The sequence below is a fragment of the Brevibacillus reuszeri genome, from assembly GCF_002897295.1.
In the GTDB taxonomy this organism is placed as follows: Bacteria; Bacillota; Bacilli; order Brevibacillales; family Brevibacillaceae; genus Brevibacillus; species Brevibacillus reuszeri_A.
This window is the reverse complement of sequence record NZ_BEXF01000009.1, coordinates 120,882-138,257: the sequence shown is the minus strand read 5'-3', so window position 1 is coordinate 138,257 and position 17,376 is coordinate 120,882. Positions and strand designations below refer to the sequence as shown.

The window sequence follows — 17,376 nt, the reverse complement described above, 5'->3', positions numbered from 1 at the left end:
TGATCTCGATTTATTCACTTACCAATTATCAAAATCTATCTCTTTTAATGGGATGATCTTTGTCTTTTTGACAAATTTATATCCGAAATAACAAATCAAAAATACGAATGCTCCTGAATAGGTCACAAAAAATTTAAGCCAATCAATTGTACCGCTTACAAAATCTTGATAATTAAAGCCTAGTACAATCACGGAACAGAGCGTAAAAGCAAATATAGGACCAAACGGGAACCATTTTGCACGGTACTTCAGCTCTTTCAAACTACGACCTTGGATGACGAAAGCTCTACGAAACCGATAATGGCTTGCAGCGATAACCAGCCATGCAATAAAGCCCAGCAGTGCGCTTCCATCCAATAGCAAATAGTAGATTGCACCATCACCAACCAAGGAGCTTAAAAAGCAGAGTGCTCCCATGATTGCAGTTCCGACCAGTGCATTAGTTGGTACCCCTCGGGAATTTACTTTGCCTAAAAATTTTGGCGCTTTATCGCTTTTTGCCAAGGAATACAGCATGCGTGACGAAACGTACATGGATGAAATCCCAGCAGAAAGAATAGCTGTCAGGATGACCGCGTTCATTACCGCTGCTGCTATTGTCATCCCTGCATTCTGGAACAGCAAAGTAAATGGACTCATCGCAACCGCTTCCAAATCGGATTGCAATAAGTTGGGATCATCATAAGGGATCATCAATCCAATAATAAATATAACCCCAATAAAAAACAGAAGAATTCGCCAGAACACATTACGTGTAGCTTGAGGTATGCTTTTTGCTGGGTCTTTGCTCTCAGCTGCCGCAATCGCTATAAATTCTGTCCCCATAAATGAAAATCCGGCTATAAAAAATACCCCTATCATCCCTGCCAATCCATTTACAAAGGGTGCCTCGCCATACGTAAAGTTTTTAAACCCAACAAATTCACCACCCATGAGTCCAAAAACCGTCAAAAAACCCACTACGATGAAAACGACCACTACGGCAACTTTAATCATCGAAAACCAGTATTCAGACTCCCCGTATGCTCTGGTAGATAATATGTTTATGCCGAAAATAATGGCTAAAAACAGTGCACTCCAGATGATTCCAGGTGTATCCGGAAACCAATATTTCATGAGGATCGCACTTGCCGATAGCTCAACTGCTAATGTAACCGAATATCCAAGCCAATAGACCCATCCCATTGCAAACCCCATAGCAGGGTCAATAAATTTGCTGGGGTAAACTTCAAAAACTCCCGACACTGATTTAAAAGCAGCCATTTCTCCCAAGCTTGTCATTAGGAAGTACACCATAATCCCTAGCACCGCATATGTCAGCAACGCTCCGCCAGGTCCAGCTTCACTAACAGTACCTCCACTAGCCAAAAACAAGCCAGTTCCAATCGTTCCCCCGATGGCAATCATGTTAACATGACGCGTATCTAGCTCTTTTTTTAGTTCACCAGAGTGAGTTTGCGTCTTGGTCTCCATGTATTCTCCCCCCGCCTTGTGCATCCAGTAAGTAGCAACACTCAGATGTAATAGTTGAAAGGTGTTATTAATCCTTCGTAATGACTGCAAACCCATCGAAATCATACTTGCGCAATCCGCTCTCATCCAGTTGATAGTGAGCCTTGTTATCGAGAATGGCTTGCAGCGCTTGCAGCGCTTCCTTAATTAGCCTTGGTTCATTGACCGGCTCGTTATGTGAACAATAGATGTAATCAACATGAGGCAGCACGTCATTTACGACTTTTTGGAAGCTATTTAGGTAGACATTTAAATTAGACTTCCCGTAAAACGGTTCATCAAAGTGGGCATAAAGCGAGCCTGGATAAAATGTGTCTCCTGTAAACAGAATCCTGTTTTCTTCGTCATGTAGCATAATGCTGTCCGAGGAATGACCAGGCGTATGGATAACCTTCAGTTTTCGATTACCAAGGTCCAATACATCGCCCTCATGTAACAATTCAAATTCGCATGGGGGCATCATATACGTTTCAGCAATAAAGTCTTTAGGCGGAGTTTTTGCAAACATCTCGCTCGCTACATGCGGTTTAAGCTCCTCTACTGTGTAGCCTTTTTCTAGAGTGGTTACCGCATTCACATCTTCAAAGATCGAGATTTTCGGGAACTTGTAATTCTCACCAATGTGGTCGAAATGAGAGTGACTGTTAACAACCTCAATCTCCTTGTCAGTTAAAGAATGGACCAATTCATGTATGTTTCCAATGCCCATTCCTGTATCGAGGAGAATAGCTTTCTTTTCACCAATGATTAAAAAGGAAATGACCTCCTGAAAATGGCCAGGTTCATAAATAGCAAAAACATCTTTAGGCAATTTATATATCTCGAACCATTCATTCCCCTCATCAACCCGCTCTAGCTTTTCGTAACTCTTTCTTGGGAGAGCAGAGGCCCAATTTTCAGCGACAGCAGCATCTTTCAATTTATCCATGGATTACATACCTCTCTTTTCTTTTTATGTTTTTCGTGTATCACCGTCAGTAAGATCGAGTTATCCTCCTCTCATGATGCACATCGATGATACGCACAAAGGAGTAGAGCAATATCCATGCCAAACCAGAAAATCCTACGTGCAAAGTTTAAACTTCCTAAAAAACAAAAAAACTTGCGAAAATCACGCAAGTTTTTTTGCCCTGTCTGCCACTTATTTCAATCTATATTTATCAATCTTGTATTGAAGTGATTGTCTGGTAATCTGTAGCTTTCCAGCAGCTTCCGTAATATTCTTGGAGGCAGAGAGGGCTTCCAGGATGATTTCTTTCTCGTATTCTTCTACTTTTTGTGGAAGCGATTTGTTATCAAGCGTATCCTTCGTAAAATACTTCTTCTTTTCCTTACTCGTGTACAGGACATGTTCAGGTATATCATGAAGAGCTATCGTATTGCCTGACGTTACGATCATCGCATGCTCCAATGCATTTTTTAACTCACGTACATTTCCAGGCCAGGCATAATTATTGAATGTATTCTTTACAATTTCACTGACTCCCTCAATTCTTTTGCCCATTTTTTGATTGTATTTTTGTATTAACAGACTTGTCAGCAGCATGATATCCTCTTGTCGTTCGCGCAGTGGCGGCAGGTTTATCTGTATTACACCTAAACGATAGTAAAGGTCTTTGCGTATAACTCCCTCCTCAATCGCTTTAATTGGATTTGCATTCATTGCTGAGATGATCCTCACATCAATTTCTTTTTCCTTTTCATCGCCAATTCGTCTAATCCTCTTTTCTTCAATCGCTTTCAGTATTTTGGCTTGTATGGAGATATCCATGGAATTTACTTCATCGAGGAAAAGGGTCCCCTTATCAGCTAGTTCAAAAAGGCCTTTGCGGTTCTCTGCTCCCGTAAAGCTGCCTTTGACAGTTCCAAAAAGCGTGCTTTCAAGTAGGGAATTGGGAATAGCCGAGCAATTTTGCGATATAAACGGTCCTTCGCTTCGCAGGCTATGGCTATGTATGGCTTGTGCGACCAATTCTTTGCCAGTCCCTGTTTCTCCATAAATCAAGACAGGAGAGTTTTCGACAGCTATCTTCCTGATTTTCCCCTTTATTTCCATCATCGCAGGATCTGCAGTTACTATGTCATCTAGACGATACAAACTGCTGCCAGATTGTTTAAGTTTTGATTCTGACGTTGTCCTTGTCGTAGGCACTCCATTTACAGACAGGATGACACTTCCTTCGATTGTACCAATAATTTCATTATGAATTTCAATAGGAAACGTTGAATTTAAAAACTCGAAAGTATTGCCCGTAATATCAGTTAAAAGCTGTCGTTCATTTATAATCGGATTACGGCCTTTCATCACGCGAAAATGACTGCTGGTTTTCTCGGTTAGCGTTGGAAAAACGTCCAATATGTATTTACCTGTAAATCCTTCATTTTCCATGTATTTTGTTTCTATATTGAACATAACTGAAAATTCAATTATCCCATCGCGATTGACGATAATCATGCCATCTAGCTGTTCGTATAACTTTGAAAAATGTTCAAGGTACTTCGTTATCATCTTTTCACTGCCTTTCTGTGAGCAATCGTAAAACATGTTCGCCTCTTTCAGTATAACCCAAAACCTTTCCCCCTGTTTCTGCAAATCCAAGCTAGCAGTTCTCAAATACGATCTCTGCTGGAAAAAAATTGCACCTCTAACTGTTAGCTTCGAGGGACGATATCTTTCGCTGGCTGCAGATGTTTTTTTGCAATACGTTGAATAGTATTTTCGTTCCGAAAGCACCATCTGAACGAAGGCTACTGTTTTTTAAGAGTGAACGTGCTTGTGGCTCCTCTTCTATCCCTTTACTTAGACTTCTATTCTCAAGATTTTGGCTTTTTTCCTGGCAATAAAAAATGCACCCCTTAACGTTGTCATCGGTAAACCGTAGAGGTTTTTCTAATGACTACTTTAAGAGGTGCATATCAAAAAGGACGCAGCTTTTATCTAAACACCGATTATTTTCAGCTCTTTCGGATAGGACGTCAGTACCTCGGCACCATCCTTCGTTACCCACACATTATCCTCGATGCGAACTCCGGCAAATTGTGGTATATAGATCCCTGGCTCAATCGTGAACACCATACCTTCTCTGACAAAGTCCTGGTTGTTCCCGTGAATGGACGGGTACTCGTGTATTTCCAGACCCAGCCCATGCCCAACACGATTGAGGAAATATTCGCCGTATCCTTTTTGTGCCAAAATATCACGGGCCGTCTGATCGATACTGGCAAAGGTGACTCCTGGACGAACCGCTTTAATCGCCGCCATATTCGCTTGCAGGACTGTTTCGTACATTTCGGCCAGCTTTTCATCCACCTCACCAACACCAAACGTTCGTGAAATGTCGGACAAGTATCCATCCACGACCACCCCGGTATCAAACAGGAGCAATTCTCCCTCCTGGATTTTGCGACTGCCCGGAACTCCATGAGGCTGGGACGCTTTTTCTCCCGACAAGACGATTGTTGAGAATGCAGGGGCATCGGCGCCACGCTTTTTCATCTGGTATTCCATTTCCGCAACAATCTCAGTTTCCGTTATTCCTGGCTTTACATAGGGGATAGTCGCTTGCAGCACCTCTTCGATGAGGCTGATTGCCCTTTTCATAATCGCAATTTCTTCCGGGCCTTTCACCATTCTCATCTCGCGCAAAGGCTCTCCGGCATCAACGGAGTCGCTAGCGCCAGTCGCTTTCATAACATCGCGGTAGCGAGCCACGTGCAAATGCTCCTCCTCTACGGCGAGCTTTGTGATCGGGCCGGGCAGCTTCTCTTTTAACAACGCATAAGGATCGGAAGAATCGCTATGCGCGTAAATAGTCGTCACGCTTGAGGCTAACTGCGCTTTCTCTAGATCGAGCAACGGAACAATTAGAAATGGCTGCTCGCCCTTTGGCAAAACCAGTCCCATAAACCGCTTGTTCGGCTCATTGAGAAAGCCAGTCAGGTAATAAATATGCTTTGGTAGAGTGATCAGCATAGCATCTACGCTGCTTTGTTCCATATAAGCATACAGTCTTTCTAGGCGCTCATTCATGGACCCAACACACCTTTCCCTATTGTTGTGCTTTTGATTAGCCATGATTGATCTTACTTAGGCGTGATCTCCACTGTTTTGTAATCCATTAGTGCTGCAGGATGACGCAGGATGCCTTTTACGTTTGGCTGCTCCATGTAGGCCTTTGTACTGTAGTAAAGCGGCAACACAGGCATATCGTCAAAGAACATCTTCTCTGCATCGTGCATGAGGGCAAAACGCGTTTTCTCATCCGGCTCCACGCTTGCTTTTTGAATCAATTCATCGAATGCCTTGTTGCTGTAGTTAATCCGATTGCCAGTGTGACCGGTCTGGAAAATCTCGATGAAGTTGAGTGGGTCTGCATAGTCCGCGTAGTATGTGGAGAGAGACATCTGATGTTTGCTCGCGCGCTGCTCATCAAGGAATACCTTCCACTCACGGCTATCCAGCTTCACGTCTACGCCCAGGTTTTTCTTAAACATTTCTTGCAATACTTGTGCGACTGTCTTGTTCAGAGCATTCGTATCATAAGTCAGTGTCACTTCAGGCAGCGTGGTCCAGCCCTCTTCTTGCATCCCTTGTGCCAGGAGTGCTTTTGCCTGCTCCAAATCATTGTCCTTGAAGAGCTCTCCACCTACCTGGCGGAAGTCTTTGCCATCCGGCTCAGGGAAGCCAACCGGCACGATGCCCATGGCCGGCACCTGCTTGCCTTGTGTCACCTTGTCGATGAGCAGCTGACGGTTTACCGCAAGCGCAAACGCCTTGCGAACGTTTTTGTTCGTGAATGGCGGCATGGCTGTGTTCAGACGATAGAAGCTAGTTGCTGCCTCTGGGGCAATTTTGGCTTCACCAGATGCTAGCAGCTTTTCTTTTGAATCCTTCGGCACGGTTTCGATGTTATCAAGCTCGCCTGTCTGGAACATTTGGAACTGCGTATTTTCGTCATTAATCATGACCCAGTTGATGCCCGCCAGCTTGACTTTATCCTTATCCCAATAATTTTCGTTCTTCACCGCTTTAATTGATTGGTCATGGGTCCACTCCGTTAGCGTAAATGGTCCATTGGAGATAATGGTGGATGCATCGGCAGACCAGTTCGGGTTGGCTTCCACGGTCTTTTTGTTTACAGGGTAGAATACTGGGGTTGCCACCAGGCTCAAAAAGTAACCTGTCGGCGCTTTCAGTGTTACTTCCAGCGTTTTGTCATCAATAGCTTTTACCTTCACATCATCAGCGGTGCCCTCACCTTTGTTGAACTTTTCGGCGCCCTCGATCACATACGCGAGGAACGCTGCCGGAAAGGCGTTTTTCGGGTCTACCATGCGTTTCCAAGCCAATTCGAAGTCATGGGCGGTTACCGGATCGCCATTGGACCATTTGCTGTCCCGGAGCTTAAACGTATATTTCTTGCCGCCTTCGGAAATCTCCCATTTCTCCGCGATCGCTGGTTGAGTCATATGGTTTTCATCCAATCGCACGAGACCCTCCAGCACGTTGTACAGCACTTCAAATGCTACCGGATCATATGCTTTTGGTGGGTCAAGCGAGACTGGCTCTGTTTTCAGGTTAGACCGTAAAAATGCCTGTGTATTGGCACTGTCTTTCGATGCCTCCTGTGTCGCTTGAGGTGATTGATTGTTGTCTGCTGGCTTGCTAGTTGCTGACGGTTGGCTGCTACATCCAGCTAATGCCAGGCTGGCCATCAGCGTCAGCGTACTGACAAGTTTTAAAAATTTTGGCGCTTTCCTCATCAAAAATCCCCCTCGTTTGTCCCCATTTGTCTATTTATTTTGATATGGACCCTGATGATAAAGGGCACGTATATCATCTTTCTACGAGCATCCAGACGATCTCACAGTCTTCATCTCCGGCATTGTACGCCCAGTGCTCTTCTCCAGCTGGGATCAGTGTCGCTTCTCCTGCTGAAACTGTGTACTCTTTGCCCCCGCTGCCAGTCTGGATGGTTCCGCGGATGATATAGGAATACTCATCCTGTTCGTGTGATCCTTGTCCTTGCATAGGGACGCGTGCTTTTGGCGGAATAACCACAGTGCCAAACATGACCTTTCCTCCCTCGATGATGTCTTTGGGAAACAACGTTTTCAGCAAAGCATCTCCTGGTCTGTCATCCGGTTTCACTTCTTTGGAATTGATTACGATCATTGCATAAATCCTCCCTATCCCTTTTTTTGGGCAACAGAAATAAACAGAAATTTTAGAAAATTTTCCACAAAAAAAGAAGGTATCTGTTTCGCTATACTTTAGTTGTTTATTTTAAAGATGACTGGCGTCAGCACGCTGATTACCTGAGCAGCTTCTTCCGTTGGATTAAACCACGTATGATCAAGAGTCGATGGAAAGTGGATCGTGTCTCCTTTTGATAGGTGATACTCCTGACCTTCCACAGTGAAAATGACTTGACCTTCGATGACGTAGTAAAACTCCTCCCCTGGATGGTTGAATACCACATCCTGCTTTTGTCCAGGCGGCAGCGTTACATGAAACGGTTCCAGGGCTCTGCCCGTAAAATCACCACCCAAGCGCACATATATTGCGCTCGATCCCTCAATCTGAAATTGCTTTCGCTCAGACTCAGGCACAAAGTACTGTGAATTTTGCTGTTCTTGGAAAAAAGCGGTAATGGGCACATTCAGCACCTCAGCGATTTTTTGCAGAGATGTGATAGCGAGTGAACTATTGCCTCTCTCCACCTGCGACAAGAAGCTAATCGACAAGCCCGACTTGGCGCTAAGTTCTTTTAAGGTCATGTTCTGCTGTGTGCGCAGCTCGCGAATCTTCTCATAGATGCTTTCCAGAAACTTGTTCCTCCTGTCTGAATTGAATTCATTTTCTGATTTTTTGTTCCATGAAAATATATTATTCCTATACCGTAATATTGTAAAGGATTTTTTTGGAATACTGTAATGAATTTTTGTGTCATAAAAACAAGGTAGCTTTCGACGTAACTAATTGGGAATTAGAAAAACTTCGCAAATGAATAGGGGACTGCCCCCGGTCCGTATGACAGCGGGCAGTCCCTTAGATCAGTTTCGAAGCTTTTTACGTTTTCAAAGCTTTTGATAAGGCCTCTTAGGAATTTTGTCTCGCAGCTTTTTCTGCTATTTACATCCCATAAATGCTGCCATTTGAGGACGGAACGACGCCATTACTCACATCAAGGCTGTATGACAAACCTTCCGAACCGCTCCATGTATTAAAAATGAAGCGTTTCGTTATTTCGACTCTTTTACCTGAACCTCGATCGGAATGATATCCATTCGCACGTGAAGCGCAGAGGAAGCATACTCGGATGCATCATAGTACCCGATTGTCTCGGCTGTTTTGGTGAAGACGACGGATACGCCTTTTCCCTTTTTACTCGAGTCGAGACTGAACGCCAGACCGCGTGATTGCTTTTCCGTATTATCGATCAAATCATCCAGCAGGGCCGTTTTCGCAGCGTCCGAACCAAAAATGTTCGTGTTCAGCGAATTTCCTTCGTAATACTCTTTCCCTTTTGGAATCAGTGTTTTAGATTCGTCCATCGTGAACTGTTTGGTGGCAAAATTGTATTTGTCCCCTTTTTCGATATAAGAAACGTCGACGTTTTCATAGGCGCCTTTTTTGCTCAGAGTCGTTTTTGACACATCGATCAAGAACATGCCGCTTGCGCCGATGACCTGGATCTCGCTGTCTTTCACAACCATCGCAGAGTTTTCATCAATACCATAGCCGTAGTTCATTTTCTCATGGACGAGTGCCACGACGAGACGACCGATCCGACCGCGCTTGCTGAAGTGCTGGTCAACGATGCCGCCTTCAAAGAAGCCAAGACCTTTTGTCACCCACAATCCAGGCTTGTTTCCATCGTAGGTCACACCCTTTTCGAATGTTTCCAACGAGGTTGTGTTCTGGATCATCGGATTGGACATAATCGCTGCTCCTGCGGATGAGCCGCTTACCATACCGCCTGCCTTGTACACATCCCACACTGCAGTGAGAGCCTTGGTATGGGAACCGTCCGAATTGTAAAACGCTTTGGTGATGCGCGATTGGTCACCGCCAACGAAAAAGAGCCCGGTGCTTTCGGAAATGGCTTTCACGACATCCGCGTTGTTCACCTTTTCGGAGTAATTCTTTTCAGTGATGTCGATGATGCGGACATGATCCGCCGGAATGCCGTAAGCCTCAAAATCTTTTTTCATCTCGTTCGACGAAGTCATGGAGCCGCTCGCTGTGGGGAAAATGCCGATAATCGCCTTTTCCTTTCCCCCTGAAAGCTCAATCATCTTGTTGTAGATGTCCGCGTTGTTGGTTTCCAGATTTCCGCCGATAATGACGAGTGATCCTTTTGCTGCAGCTGCACTTTCTTCCGCAAATGCTCCTTGCGCTACACCTGCTACCATTAAAATGGAAGTCAGGAAGATGGAGAGCAGCTTCGAGACGTTACGTTTCACAAGTGACATCATGATATCCCCCTTAGCGAATGGTGTTTGCTGCTTTCAATTGGAAGACAGGCTCTACGCTACCGACCACCTCCCCCTTGCGATTTTTGATCACAGGCGTGTGAAAAGCTTTAAGAGCGTTCTCTTCATGCGAGGTAAGCTCCCCTAGCTGTTTCAGCACCTCAACAGCAGCCGGTGTAGCTGCCCTCCAATTACCGTCTTCTACCTTGATAGCGATTCCGATCCCCCTATGTGGAAGCCCCAAGCAATACACACCTTCTGCACCGCCCTTCGCGATGATTTTTCCATTTCCTACCTTCATCAGCTCCGTGCAGAAATCATTCGTCCCGCTGATCATTTCTGGATAATGGATCATGGCATGGGTAATTCGCTTGATTGCTTGCCTGAGCGAAAGAGGCTCAATGCTATCGGGATTGGCTAATTTGGCGAAGACGAGCGCCAACTTGTGAAGCGGAATGGAAAAATTAGGCACGCCGCATCCGTCGATGCCTGTCAACATCTGATCTTCCGGGATCTCAGCCAGCTCCGCCAGGCTTTCCGCCACTTTGCGCTGAACGGGGTGCTCCAAATGGTGATAGGTAGCGATATCACTTTCCAGATGCATCGCTAGTGCTAACATACCGGCATGCTTGCCCGAGCAGTTGTTATGAATCGCGCTAGGCTCCACCTGCTTTCGCACCATCTCCAGATAATGCGCCTGATTGTACGGAGGGTGGGGCCCGCACTGCAGGTTTTCTTCTTGTAGCCCAATGCGAAACAGCATGGATTCGACGACATGTGTGTGTTGCTCTTCCCCATTATGAGAACCGCAGCAAATGGCGATTTCCTTATCCGTCATCAGAAAACGCTCCGCGGCACCTGACTGCAGAACGGGGATGGCCTGTACCGGTTTCAATGCAGAGCGGGAAAAGGTCATCTTTGTGATGTCTCCTAGACCATACATGAGGTTGCCATCCCTATCCACGACGGCAATGCTCCCAGCGTGTTTGCTTTCGACTTGATTTCCACGTTTGACTACTACCATTGTTTCTTCCATATGTGTCTCCTCTCTTACGTAAAGAGATGACAGGCGACCAAATGATCGTCTTCCACCTTGCTGACACGAGGCCTTTCATGCTTGCATATGTCTTTGGCACTCGGGCATCTAGTTACAAATGCACAACCCTTAGGAGGATTAGCTGGTGACGGCACTTCGCCGCGCAGCAAGATCCTCTCTTGTTTCTGCCGGGGATCTGCAGCGGGGATGGCCGACAGGAGTGACTTCGTATACGGGTGTAGTGGATTTGCGTAAATGCTGTCCGCTGCACCTATCTCCGCCATTCGGCCCAAATACATCACACCCAATCGGTTACACAGATGCTTCACCACCGCCAGATCATGCGAAATAAATAGATATGTGAGCTGAAATTCTTCCTGTAAATCCTGGAGAAGATTAAGGATTTGCGATTGGATGGAGACATCAAGAGCGGAAACTGGTTCGTCAGCCACAATCAGCTTCGGCTTCAGAATCAAAGCTCGGGCGATACAAATACGCTGCCGCTGTCCCCCAGAAAACTCGTGTGCGTACCGTTTCAGATAGGCAGGATTAAGTCCACATACCTCCATCATCCGCTCGATAGTCCGCTTTCGCTCGGCTGCATCTCCCACCTGGTGCGCCGTAAGCGGCTCCTCTAAAATCTGCTCAACAGTCAGACGTGGGTTTAGGGATGCATATGGGTCCTGAAACACCATTTGCAGGTCCCTTCGTCTCGCAAGCATCTCCTTCGGGGACAGCGCTGAGAGATTTGTCCCTGCAAAAAGCACCTGCCCACCGCTCGGCTTGATGAGATTCATGACTGTCCGACCGGTCGTAGATTTTCCGCAGCCGGACTCACCAACCAAACCGAAGGTCTCTCCTTTGGAGATCGCAAACGAAACGTCATCAACGGCTTTGACATACCCTTGGGTCCGTTGAAATATGCCCTTTTTGATCGGAAAATGCACCTGCAGCTGTTGTACGTCTAATAGGGTATCGCTCATGATCGTCCCCCTTGCTCCGCATACAGCCAGCAGCGGCAGAAATGACCGCTGGAGAGCGGGACCAATTCCGGGTCCTCTTTTTCGCAGCGCTCGAAGGTTTTCCTACACCTGTCACGGAACCGGCACCCCACCTGGATAGAACCAGCGGCTGGTACTTGTCCTCCGATGGAAAACAAGCGGTGTTTTTTTTCATTCAGGCTGGGAATCGACTCAAGCAGCCCGCAGGTATAGGGATGTTTTGGATTGTGGAACAATGTATCCACGTCTGCCTCCTCGACAATTTCTCCTGCATACATGACAATCACCCGATCGCACATTTCCGCGACGACTCCTAGGTCGTGCGTGATGAACAGGATGGACGTATCTGTTTTTTCCTTCAGCTCCCGCATGAGATCCAAAATTTGCGCCTGGATCGTCACATCGAGTGCCGTCGTAGGTTCATCCGCGATCAACAGCTGTGGCTCGCAAGCGAGCCCAATCGCAATCATCACCCGTTGACGCATACCGCCAGACAGCTCATGCGGGTAGCTGGAATATATCTCCTCCGCACGAGGTATACCAACCAGCTTTAACATCTCGATCGATTTCGCTTTTGCCGCCTTTTTGGACAAGTCCGTGTGGAGCAGTATCACCTCATCCAGCTGTCGTCCTATCGTGAATACAGGGGTCAGGGAAGTCATCGGCTCCTGAAAAATCATTGAAATCTCATTGCCTCGGATCGCGTTCATCTCTTTTTCCTTCAGGGCGAGGAGGTTGGTGCCCTTGTAGCGGATTTCTCCCGACGAGATACGCCCCGGAGGTGTCGGCACCAGCCTCATGATGGATAAGGAGGTAACGCTTTTGCCGCATCCGGATTCCCCGACTAGCCCCAAGGTCTCCCCCTTTTTCACTTGAAAAGAAATGCTGTTCACAACCGTATATTCTGTATCATCATTACGAAAATTGACTGTTAAATCAGTAACTTCCAGCATGATGTCTTGCATGAGCCCCGCCTCCTAATCCTTTAATTTCGGGTCAAGCGCATCACGCAGCCCATCGCCCATCAGGTTGAAGCAAAGAACAGTAATCACAATCGCGATGCCTGGAAAAAAGGTCGGGTGGAACAAATTGCGGCTGTTATCCTTTGCCGCACTCAGCATGGCCCCCCATTCGGGAGCTGTAATATCACCGCCAAGCCCAAGGAAGCTTAGTGAAGCCCCGATGAGAATGGCGGTTCCAATCCGCATCGTTAAATACACCATCACAACCGAGATCGTACCTGGAAAGATATGTCGCCTGATGATGACAGAGTCGCGAACCCCGATAGACCTTGCTGCCTCTACATAGGTCATCTCTTTTAGTGCCAGCGTACTACCACGTACGATCCGAATGAAAATCGGAATTGTAAAGACAGACACAGCGAAGATGATATTCGTGATCCCTGGTCCAAGCAGAGCGATCACCGCGATCGCAAGCAAGATGCCTGGGAAGGCAAGTAGCACATCTGTACATCGTGTAATCAATCCATCGATCCACCGACCCCAGTAACCGGCGATCAGCCCGAGAATCGTCCCGATGACAGCGCCGATTGAGACGGAAACGAAACCGATCAGAAGTGTTTCTCTCGTTCCCCAAAGAACACGGGAGAATATGTCTCGATTTTGGTGATCGGTTCCAAACCAGTGCAAGGAGGACGGCGGCTGGTGTTTGTACGCATTCATCAGATTCATGACCAGGCTGCCTGGCTCTATACGCACTGGAATTGCATTGCTAAGCGGCTGATTCACAGCCACTGGAATCAGGGTAGAAATCCCATCAACTGAAACCTTGATCGTCCCTTCCCCATCTCCGACTGCGGTAATCGTGCCATCCTGACTCACTTCCACTACAGTGGGGGTTAGCGATTGGAATGATAGGGACCTGCTTTCTGCAGAGGCTTCTGCCGAATTGGTAAAGCCATCTGTCGAACTGGCAAAGCCATCGTTCGTTGCCGGTGCAGATGCCTCCACCGCCTCATTTTGCTTGGCAAACGCCAGGATATCCGTCATTTCTGCCAGTTCCGTGCCGTCCGTCAAGATCGCACGAACGCCCGTTTTCACACTCTCCCCTTTTTGCAACGGCTGCTCAGGAGCGGAAGCCACCAATTGTGACAAATAGGGAAGCCTGTTATCCTGGCCAGAGACGATCACTTTCAGGCGACTGACAATCTCTCCGTTCGATACTAGGATGGAGGTAGTTCCTTCACCACTCGCATATACGAACGCCCCGCTGTCCGTTTTCCGAGCTGCTGCGATCTGCCCATCCTCGCTTGTCAGGGTGAACTCGCTCCCAGCACTGTCATTGGCTTTGCTACCATCGCTCATCCAGACTGTTACCGATACCTGCTCTCTCGTCAGCTGGCTCGCATCCATTCCTTTTTCCTTGTATTGATCCGTTACGGGCCGATGTGGGTCATATGGTACGAGCAGCGGAGCAAACAAACCCACGAAAACGATGCCCACGACGACGAACAGGGACCATAGCGCAACGCGCTGCTTGCGAAACTTTTTCAGAAACGTCTGAAAAGGCGAGGGAGATTGGTTTTTCATTGTTTGCATATCGGTCTCCTTCTCCTGGTTATTCGTAGCGAATTTGCGGATTTAAAAGTCCGTAACTGATATCGACTAATAGGTTCACCACTAAAAACTGCACGGAAAAGAGCAGGATCAGTGCCTGAATCACAGGATAATCGCGAGTCAGGATCGAGTCGATCAAGTAAGAGCCCAGCCCTGGCCAAGCAAAAACCTGCTCCACGACGACGGCACCACCGAGCAAGAAGCCAAACTGCAAGCCGGTCATGGTCACGACCGGAATCAAGGCGCTGCGCAGCACATGTGTCAGCACGATAACCCATTGATTTTGCCCCTTCGCCCTTGCCGTACGAACATAATCCTCTCGAAGCACCTCCAGAATGCTGGAGCGCGTAAACCGTGCGATAATGGCTGCCACACCTAGACCCAGTGTCAGTGACGGCATGATCAAATGAGAAATCGTTCCACTACCACTCGTCGGAAACCAGCCAAGCTGCACCGCGAAAATTTGCATGAGCATCAGGCCGAACCAGAATTCCGGAATACTCAGGGCGGTGATGGCTGACACCATGCCAAGCCTATCAAGCAGCGAGTTTCGCTTGACGGCAGACAAGATTCCTACAATAAGCCCAATCACCACCGCCCAGACCATGCTGGCGAGGGTCAGAAAAAGTGTATAGGAAAAGCGACGCAGGATCTCATCAGATACATTCGACTTCGTGCGATAGGAAATGCCGAAATCTCCTTGGGTGACGATCTTGCCGACATAACGCGTATATTGCAGGTAAAGCGGATCGTTGAAGCCTTCCTTTTCCTTGAGCTTCTGGTACGTATCCGCATCGATTTCATTGCCGTACAGCACGCGGATTGGGTCTCCGGGCGTCAGGTGGACAAACAAAAACGCAATAATGGAAACAACGATCAACATCGGCACCATGCCAGCCGTCCGCCTCAAAATAAATGAAAACAAAGAAGCTCACCTCTTTAGACAACCGTTGCGGGCAATCGAGTTAGCCTGCAAAACTTGCCCGCAACGTATTGGGTCTTATTGCTTTTCGGCGGTGTTAACGATCACAGTATCACTCGGCAGCACCATCACACCGTTAACAGAAGTTGTTTTTGCAACGATGAGGTCAGGTACATGCAGGAATACCCAAGGCGCGTCGTCGTAAATGATTTTTTGCACCTCAGCGTACTTTTTCATCGCCTCGTCTTTGTTCGCAGTCATGATCGCTTCGTCAAGCAGCTTATCTACCTGTGTATTGCTGTAAAAGCCAGAGTTATTGTTGTCAGGGGCAAAGCTTTTCGTATGAAAATTCGGACGAATGCCGTAATCAACTTCCCCTGTTCCTGGAGACCAGCGGCCAATCCAGAGATCGGTTCCTTTTTCGTGATCAAGCATATCAAACAAAGTGCCGCTCTCGTACGCTTGGACCTTCGCCTTAATACCTACCTTGCCCAGCTGCATCGCGACATTTTCGGCAATGGCGATGAACTCACTTGAATTTCTGGTCCACAGTGTTGCCTCAAAGCCGTCCTTCAGCCCCGCTTCTTCCAGCATTTTCTTGGCTTGATCCGGGTTATACTCATATACTTTTTGCTGCGAATAGCCGTAGGTGTTCGGTGCGATTGCGGAATCAGCCACTGTCCCATAGCCGTCCAGTACGCCACCAATCAATTCATCCTTGTTCACGGCGTAGTTCATGGCCTGCCTTACTTTCTTGTCCTGATATTTTTTCAGCTTGAGGTTCATTCCGACATAGTAGACGTTGAGTGAAGGTGCCTTATACACGTTGAAGTTTTTATCGTCGGCAATCTCCTTGGCGTTCAAGGTTGGCAGCTTGGTGATGATATCCGTTTCTCCGGCTTTCAGCATATTAATCCGTGTGCTAGCTTCCACGACCGGCTTATACACGATGCTTTCAGCTTTGGCAGCCTGTTCCTTGTTCCAATAGTTAGCAAACGGTGTAACCTTCACGTGCTGATTCTCTTTCCACTCTACAAATTGATAAGGACCTGTGCCTACCGGATTGCGGTCAAGGTTAAAGGTCGGATCGGCCTTCTTCTTTTTCAAAACCTCCAAAGATTTCATTGACGCTGCGGGATGGGCCAGATAGGAAATCATCGTCGAATTTGGAGCATTGGCGATGATTGTCACGTGTGTCGGATCTTTGACCACGACTTCCTTGATAAATGAGAAAAAGCTTCTTCTTGCCATGCCATTTTTTTCATCAAGTACGAAATCGAGGTTGGCCTTCACTACCTCCGCGTTAAACGGTGAGCCATCATGGAAGGTGACCCCTTCGCGCAAGGTGAAGGTAATTTCCGTTGCATTCTCGTTCAACTGATATTCTGTCGCCAGAACCGGCACAGGCTGCATTTTGTCCGTAAAGGTTAGCAAGCCTTCATACATCGATCTCTGTACTGTGATGGAGTTTCCATCTGTTACGTTTTGCGGATCGAGCGAGACAGGCTCTGCTTCGACTGCTAACGTGATCGTTTTATCCACTGCTTTTTTCTCTGTCTGCGTCGTCCCTGTTGCTGTACTGTTTGCCGGCGCCGTGGTGTTACTCGTGCCTGCTGTGTTCGTACTAGGCTTTGCCTGTTCTGCAGGCGCAGAACAAGCGGCAAGCATTCCGACAACGAGCATACAGCTCAGTCCGGTAAGTAACCCTCTGTTCTTTTTCAAAAACATCCCCCTCCTTTATGTGCAAAACATAGACAAGCTCATTCAACCTGTCATGGCTCCTATCTTAAGCAAAGAGTGTGCCAAACAGGAAAGAAGTGAAGAAAAGGTTCGTATATATTTTAAATTTTC

14 protein-coding genes are annotated in these 17,376 nt (G+C 47.2%); all 14 read right to left on the bottom strand.

Annotated elements, in window-relative coordinates:
• Positions 1-18: 18 nt before the first annotated feature.
• Complete coding sequence (locus C3B52_RS16180; RefSeq protein ID WP_103107438.1) at positions 19-1,497, bottom strand: amino acid permease; 1,479 nt, start codon at positions 1,495-1,497, stop codon at positions 19-21.
• 43 nt (positions 1,498-1,540) lie between these two features.
• Positions 1,541-2,440, bottom strand: a complete 900-nt coding sequence (locus tag C3B52_RS16175; RefSeq protein ID WP_103107437.1) for an MBL fold metallo-hydrolase — start codon at positions 2,438-2,440, stop codon at positions 1,541-1,543.
• A 213-nt stretch (positions 2,441-2,653) separates the two neighbouring features.
• On the bottom strand, positions 2,654-4,111 hold the full coding sequence (locus C3B52_RS16170; protein ID WP_201264895.1) for a sigma-54 interaction domain-containing protein: 1,458 nt from the start codon (positions 4,109-4,111) through the stop codon (positions 2,654-2,656).
• Positions 4,112-4,450: 339 nt separating this feature from the next.
• The gene (locus C3B52_RS16165) at positions 4,451-5,542 is read right to left on the bottom strand and encodes a M24 family metallopeptidase (protein WP_103107436.1); all 1,092 of its coding nucleotides are present in this window, start codon (positions 5,540-5,542) and stop codon (positions 4,451-4,453) included.
• A gap of 53 nt (positions 5,543-5,595) precedes the next feature.
• Positions 5,596-7,275, bottom strand: a complete 1,680-nt coding sequence (locus tag C3B52_RS16160) for a peptide ABC transporter substrate-binding protein (RefSeq protein WP_103107435.1) — start codon at positions 7,273-7,275, stop codon at positions 5,596-5,598.
• Positions 7,276-7,348: 73 nt separating this feature from the next.
• Positions 7,349-7,687 carry a cupin domain-containing protein gene (locus C3B52_RS16155; protein WP_103107434.1) on the bottom strand — a complete coding sequence of 113 codons (339 nt, stop codon included), beginning with the start codon at positions 7,685-7,687 and terminating at the stop codon, positions 7,349-7,351.
• Between the two features lie 98 nt (positions 7,688-7,785).
• Positions 7,786-8,340 carry a helix-turn-helix domain-containing protein gene (locus C3B52_RS16150; RefSeq protein ID WP_103107433.1) on the bottom strand — a complete coding sequence of 185 codons (555 nt, stop codon included), beginning with the start codon at positions 8,338-8,340 and terminating at the stop codon, positions 7,786-7,788.
• A gap of 417 nt (positions 8,341-8,757) precedes the next feature.
• Complete coding sequence (locus tag C3B52_RS16145) at positions 8,758-9,990, bottom strand: cyanophycinase (RefSeq protein ID WP_164684803.1); 1,233 nt, start codon at positions 9,988-9,990, stop codon at positions 8,758-8,760.
• A gap of 13 nt (positions 9,991-10,003) precedes the next feature.
• Positions 10,004-11,026, bottom strand: coding sequence for an asparaginase (locus tag C3B52_RS16140; RefSeq protein ID WP_103107431.1), 1,023 nt, complete (start codon positions 11,024-11,026; stop codon positions 10,004-10,006).
• Between the two features lie 14 nt (positions 11,027-11,040).
• A complete protein-coding gene (locus C3B52_RS16135) occupies positions 11,041-12,009 on the bottom strand; it encodes an ABC transporter ATP-binding protein (protein WP_103107430.1) in 969 nt (322 codons plus the stop codon).
• Entirely contained in the window at positions 12,006-12,992 is a 987-nt protein-coding gene (locus C3B52_RS16130) for an ABC transporter ATP-binding protein (protein WP_103107429.1), read from the bottom strand. The genes C3B52_RS16135 and C3B52_RS16130 overlap by 4 nt, the downstream gene beginning before the upstream one ends.
• Positions 12,993-13,004: 12 nt before the next feature.
• Positions 13,005-14,585, bottom strand: coding sequence for an ABC transporter permease (locus tag C3B52_RS16125; protein ID WP_235615744.1), 1,581 nt, complete (start codon positions 14,583-14,585; stop codon positions 13,005-13,007).
• Positions 14,586-14,604: 19 nt separating this feature from the next.
• The gene (nikB, locus tag C3B52_RS16120; RefSeq protein WP_103107428.1) at positions 14,605-15,528 is read right to left on the bottom strand and encodes a nickel ABC transporter permease; all 924 of its coding nucleotides are present in this window, start codon (positions 15,526-15,528) and stop codon (positions 14,605-14,607) included.
• Between the two features lie 75 nt (positions 15,529-15,603).
• Positions 15,604-17,253: a glutathione ABC transporter substrate-binding protein gene (locus tag C3B52_RS16115; protein WP_103107427.1), complete on the bottom strand. Its 1,650-nt coding sequence runs from the start codon at positions 17,251-17,253 to the stop codon at positions 15,604-15,606.
• Positions 17,254-17,376 lie beyond the last annotated feature (123 nt).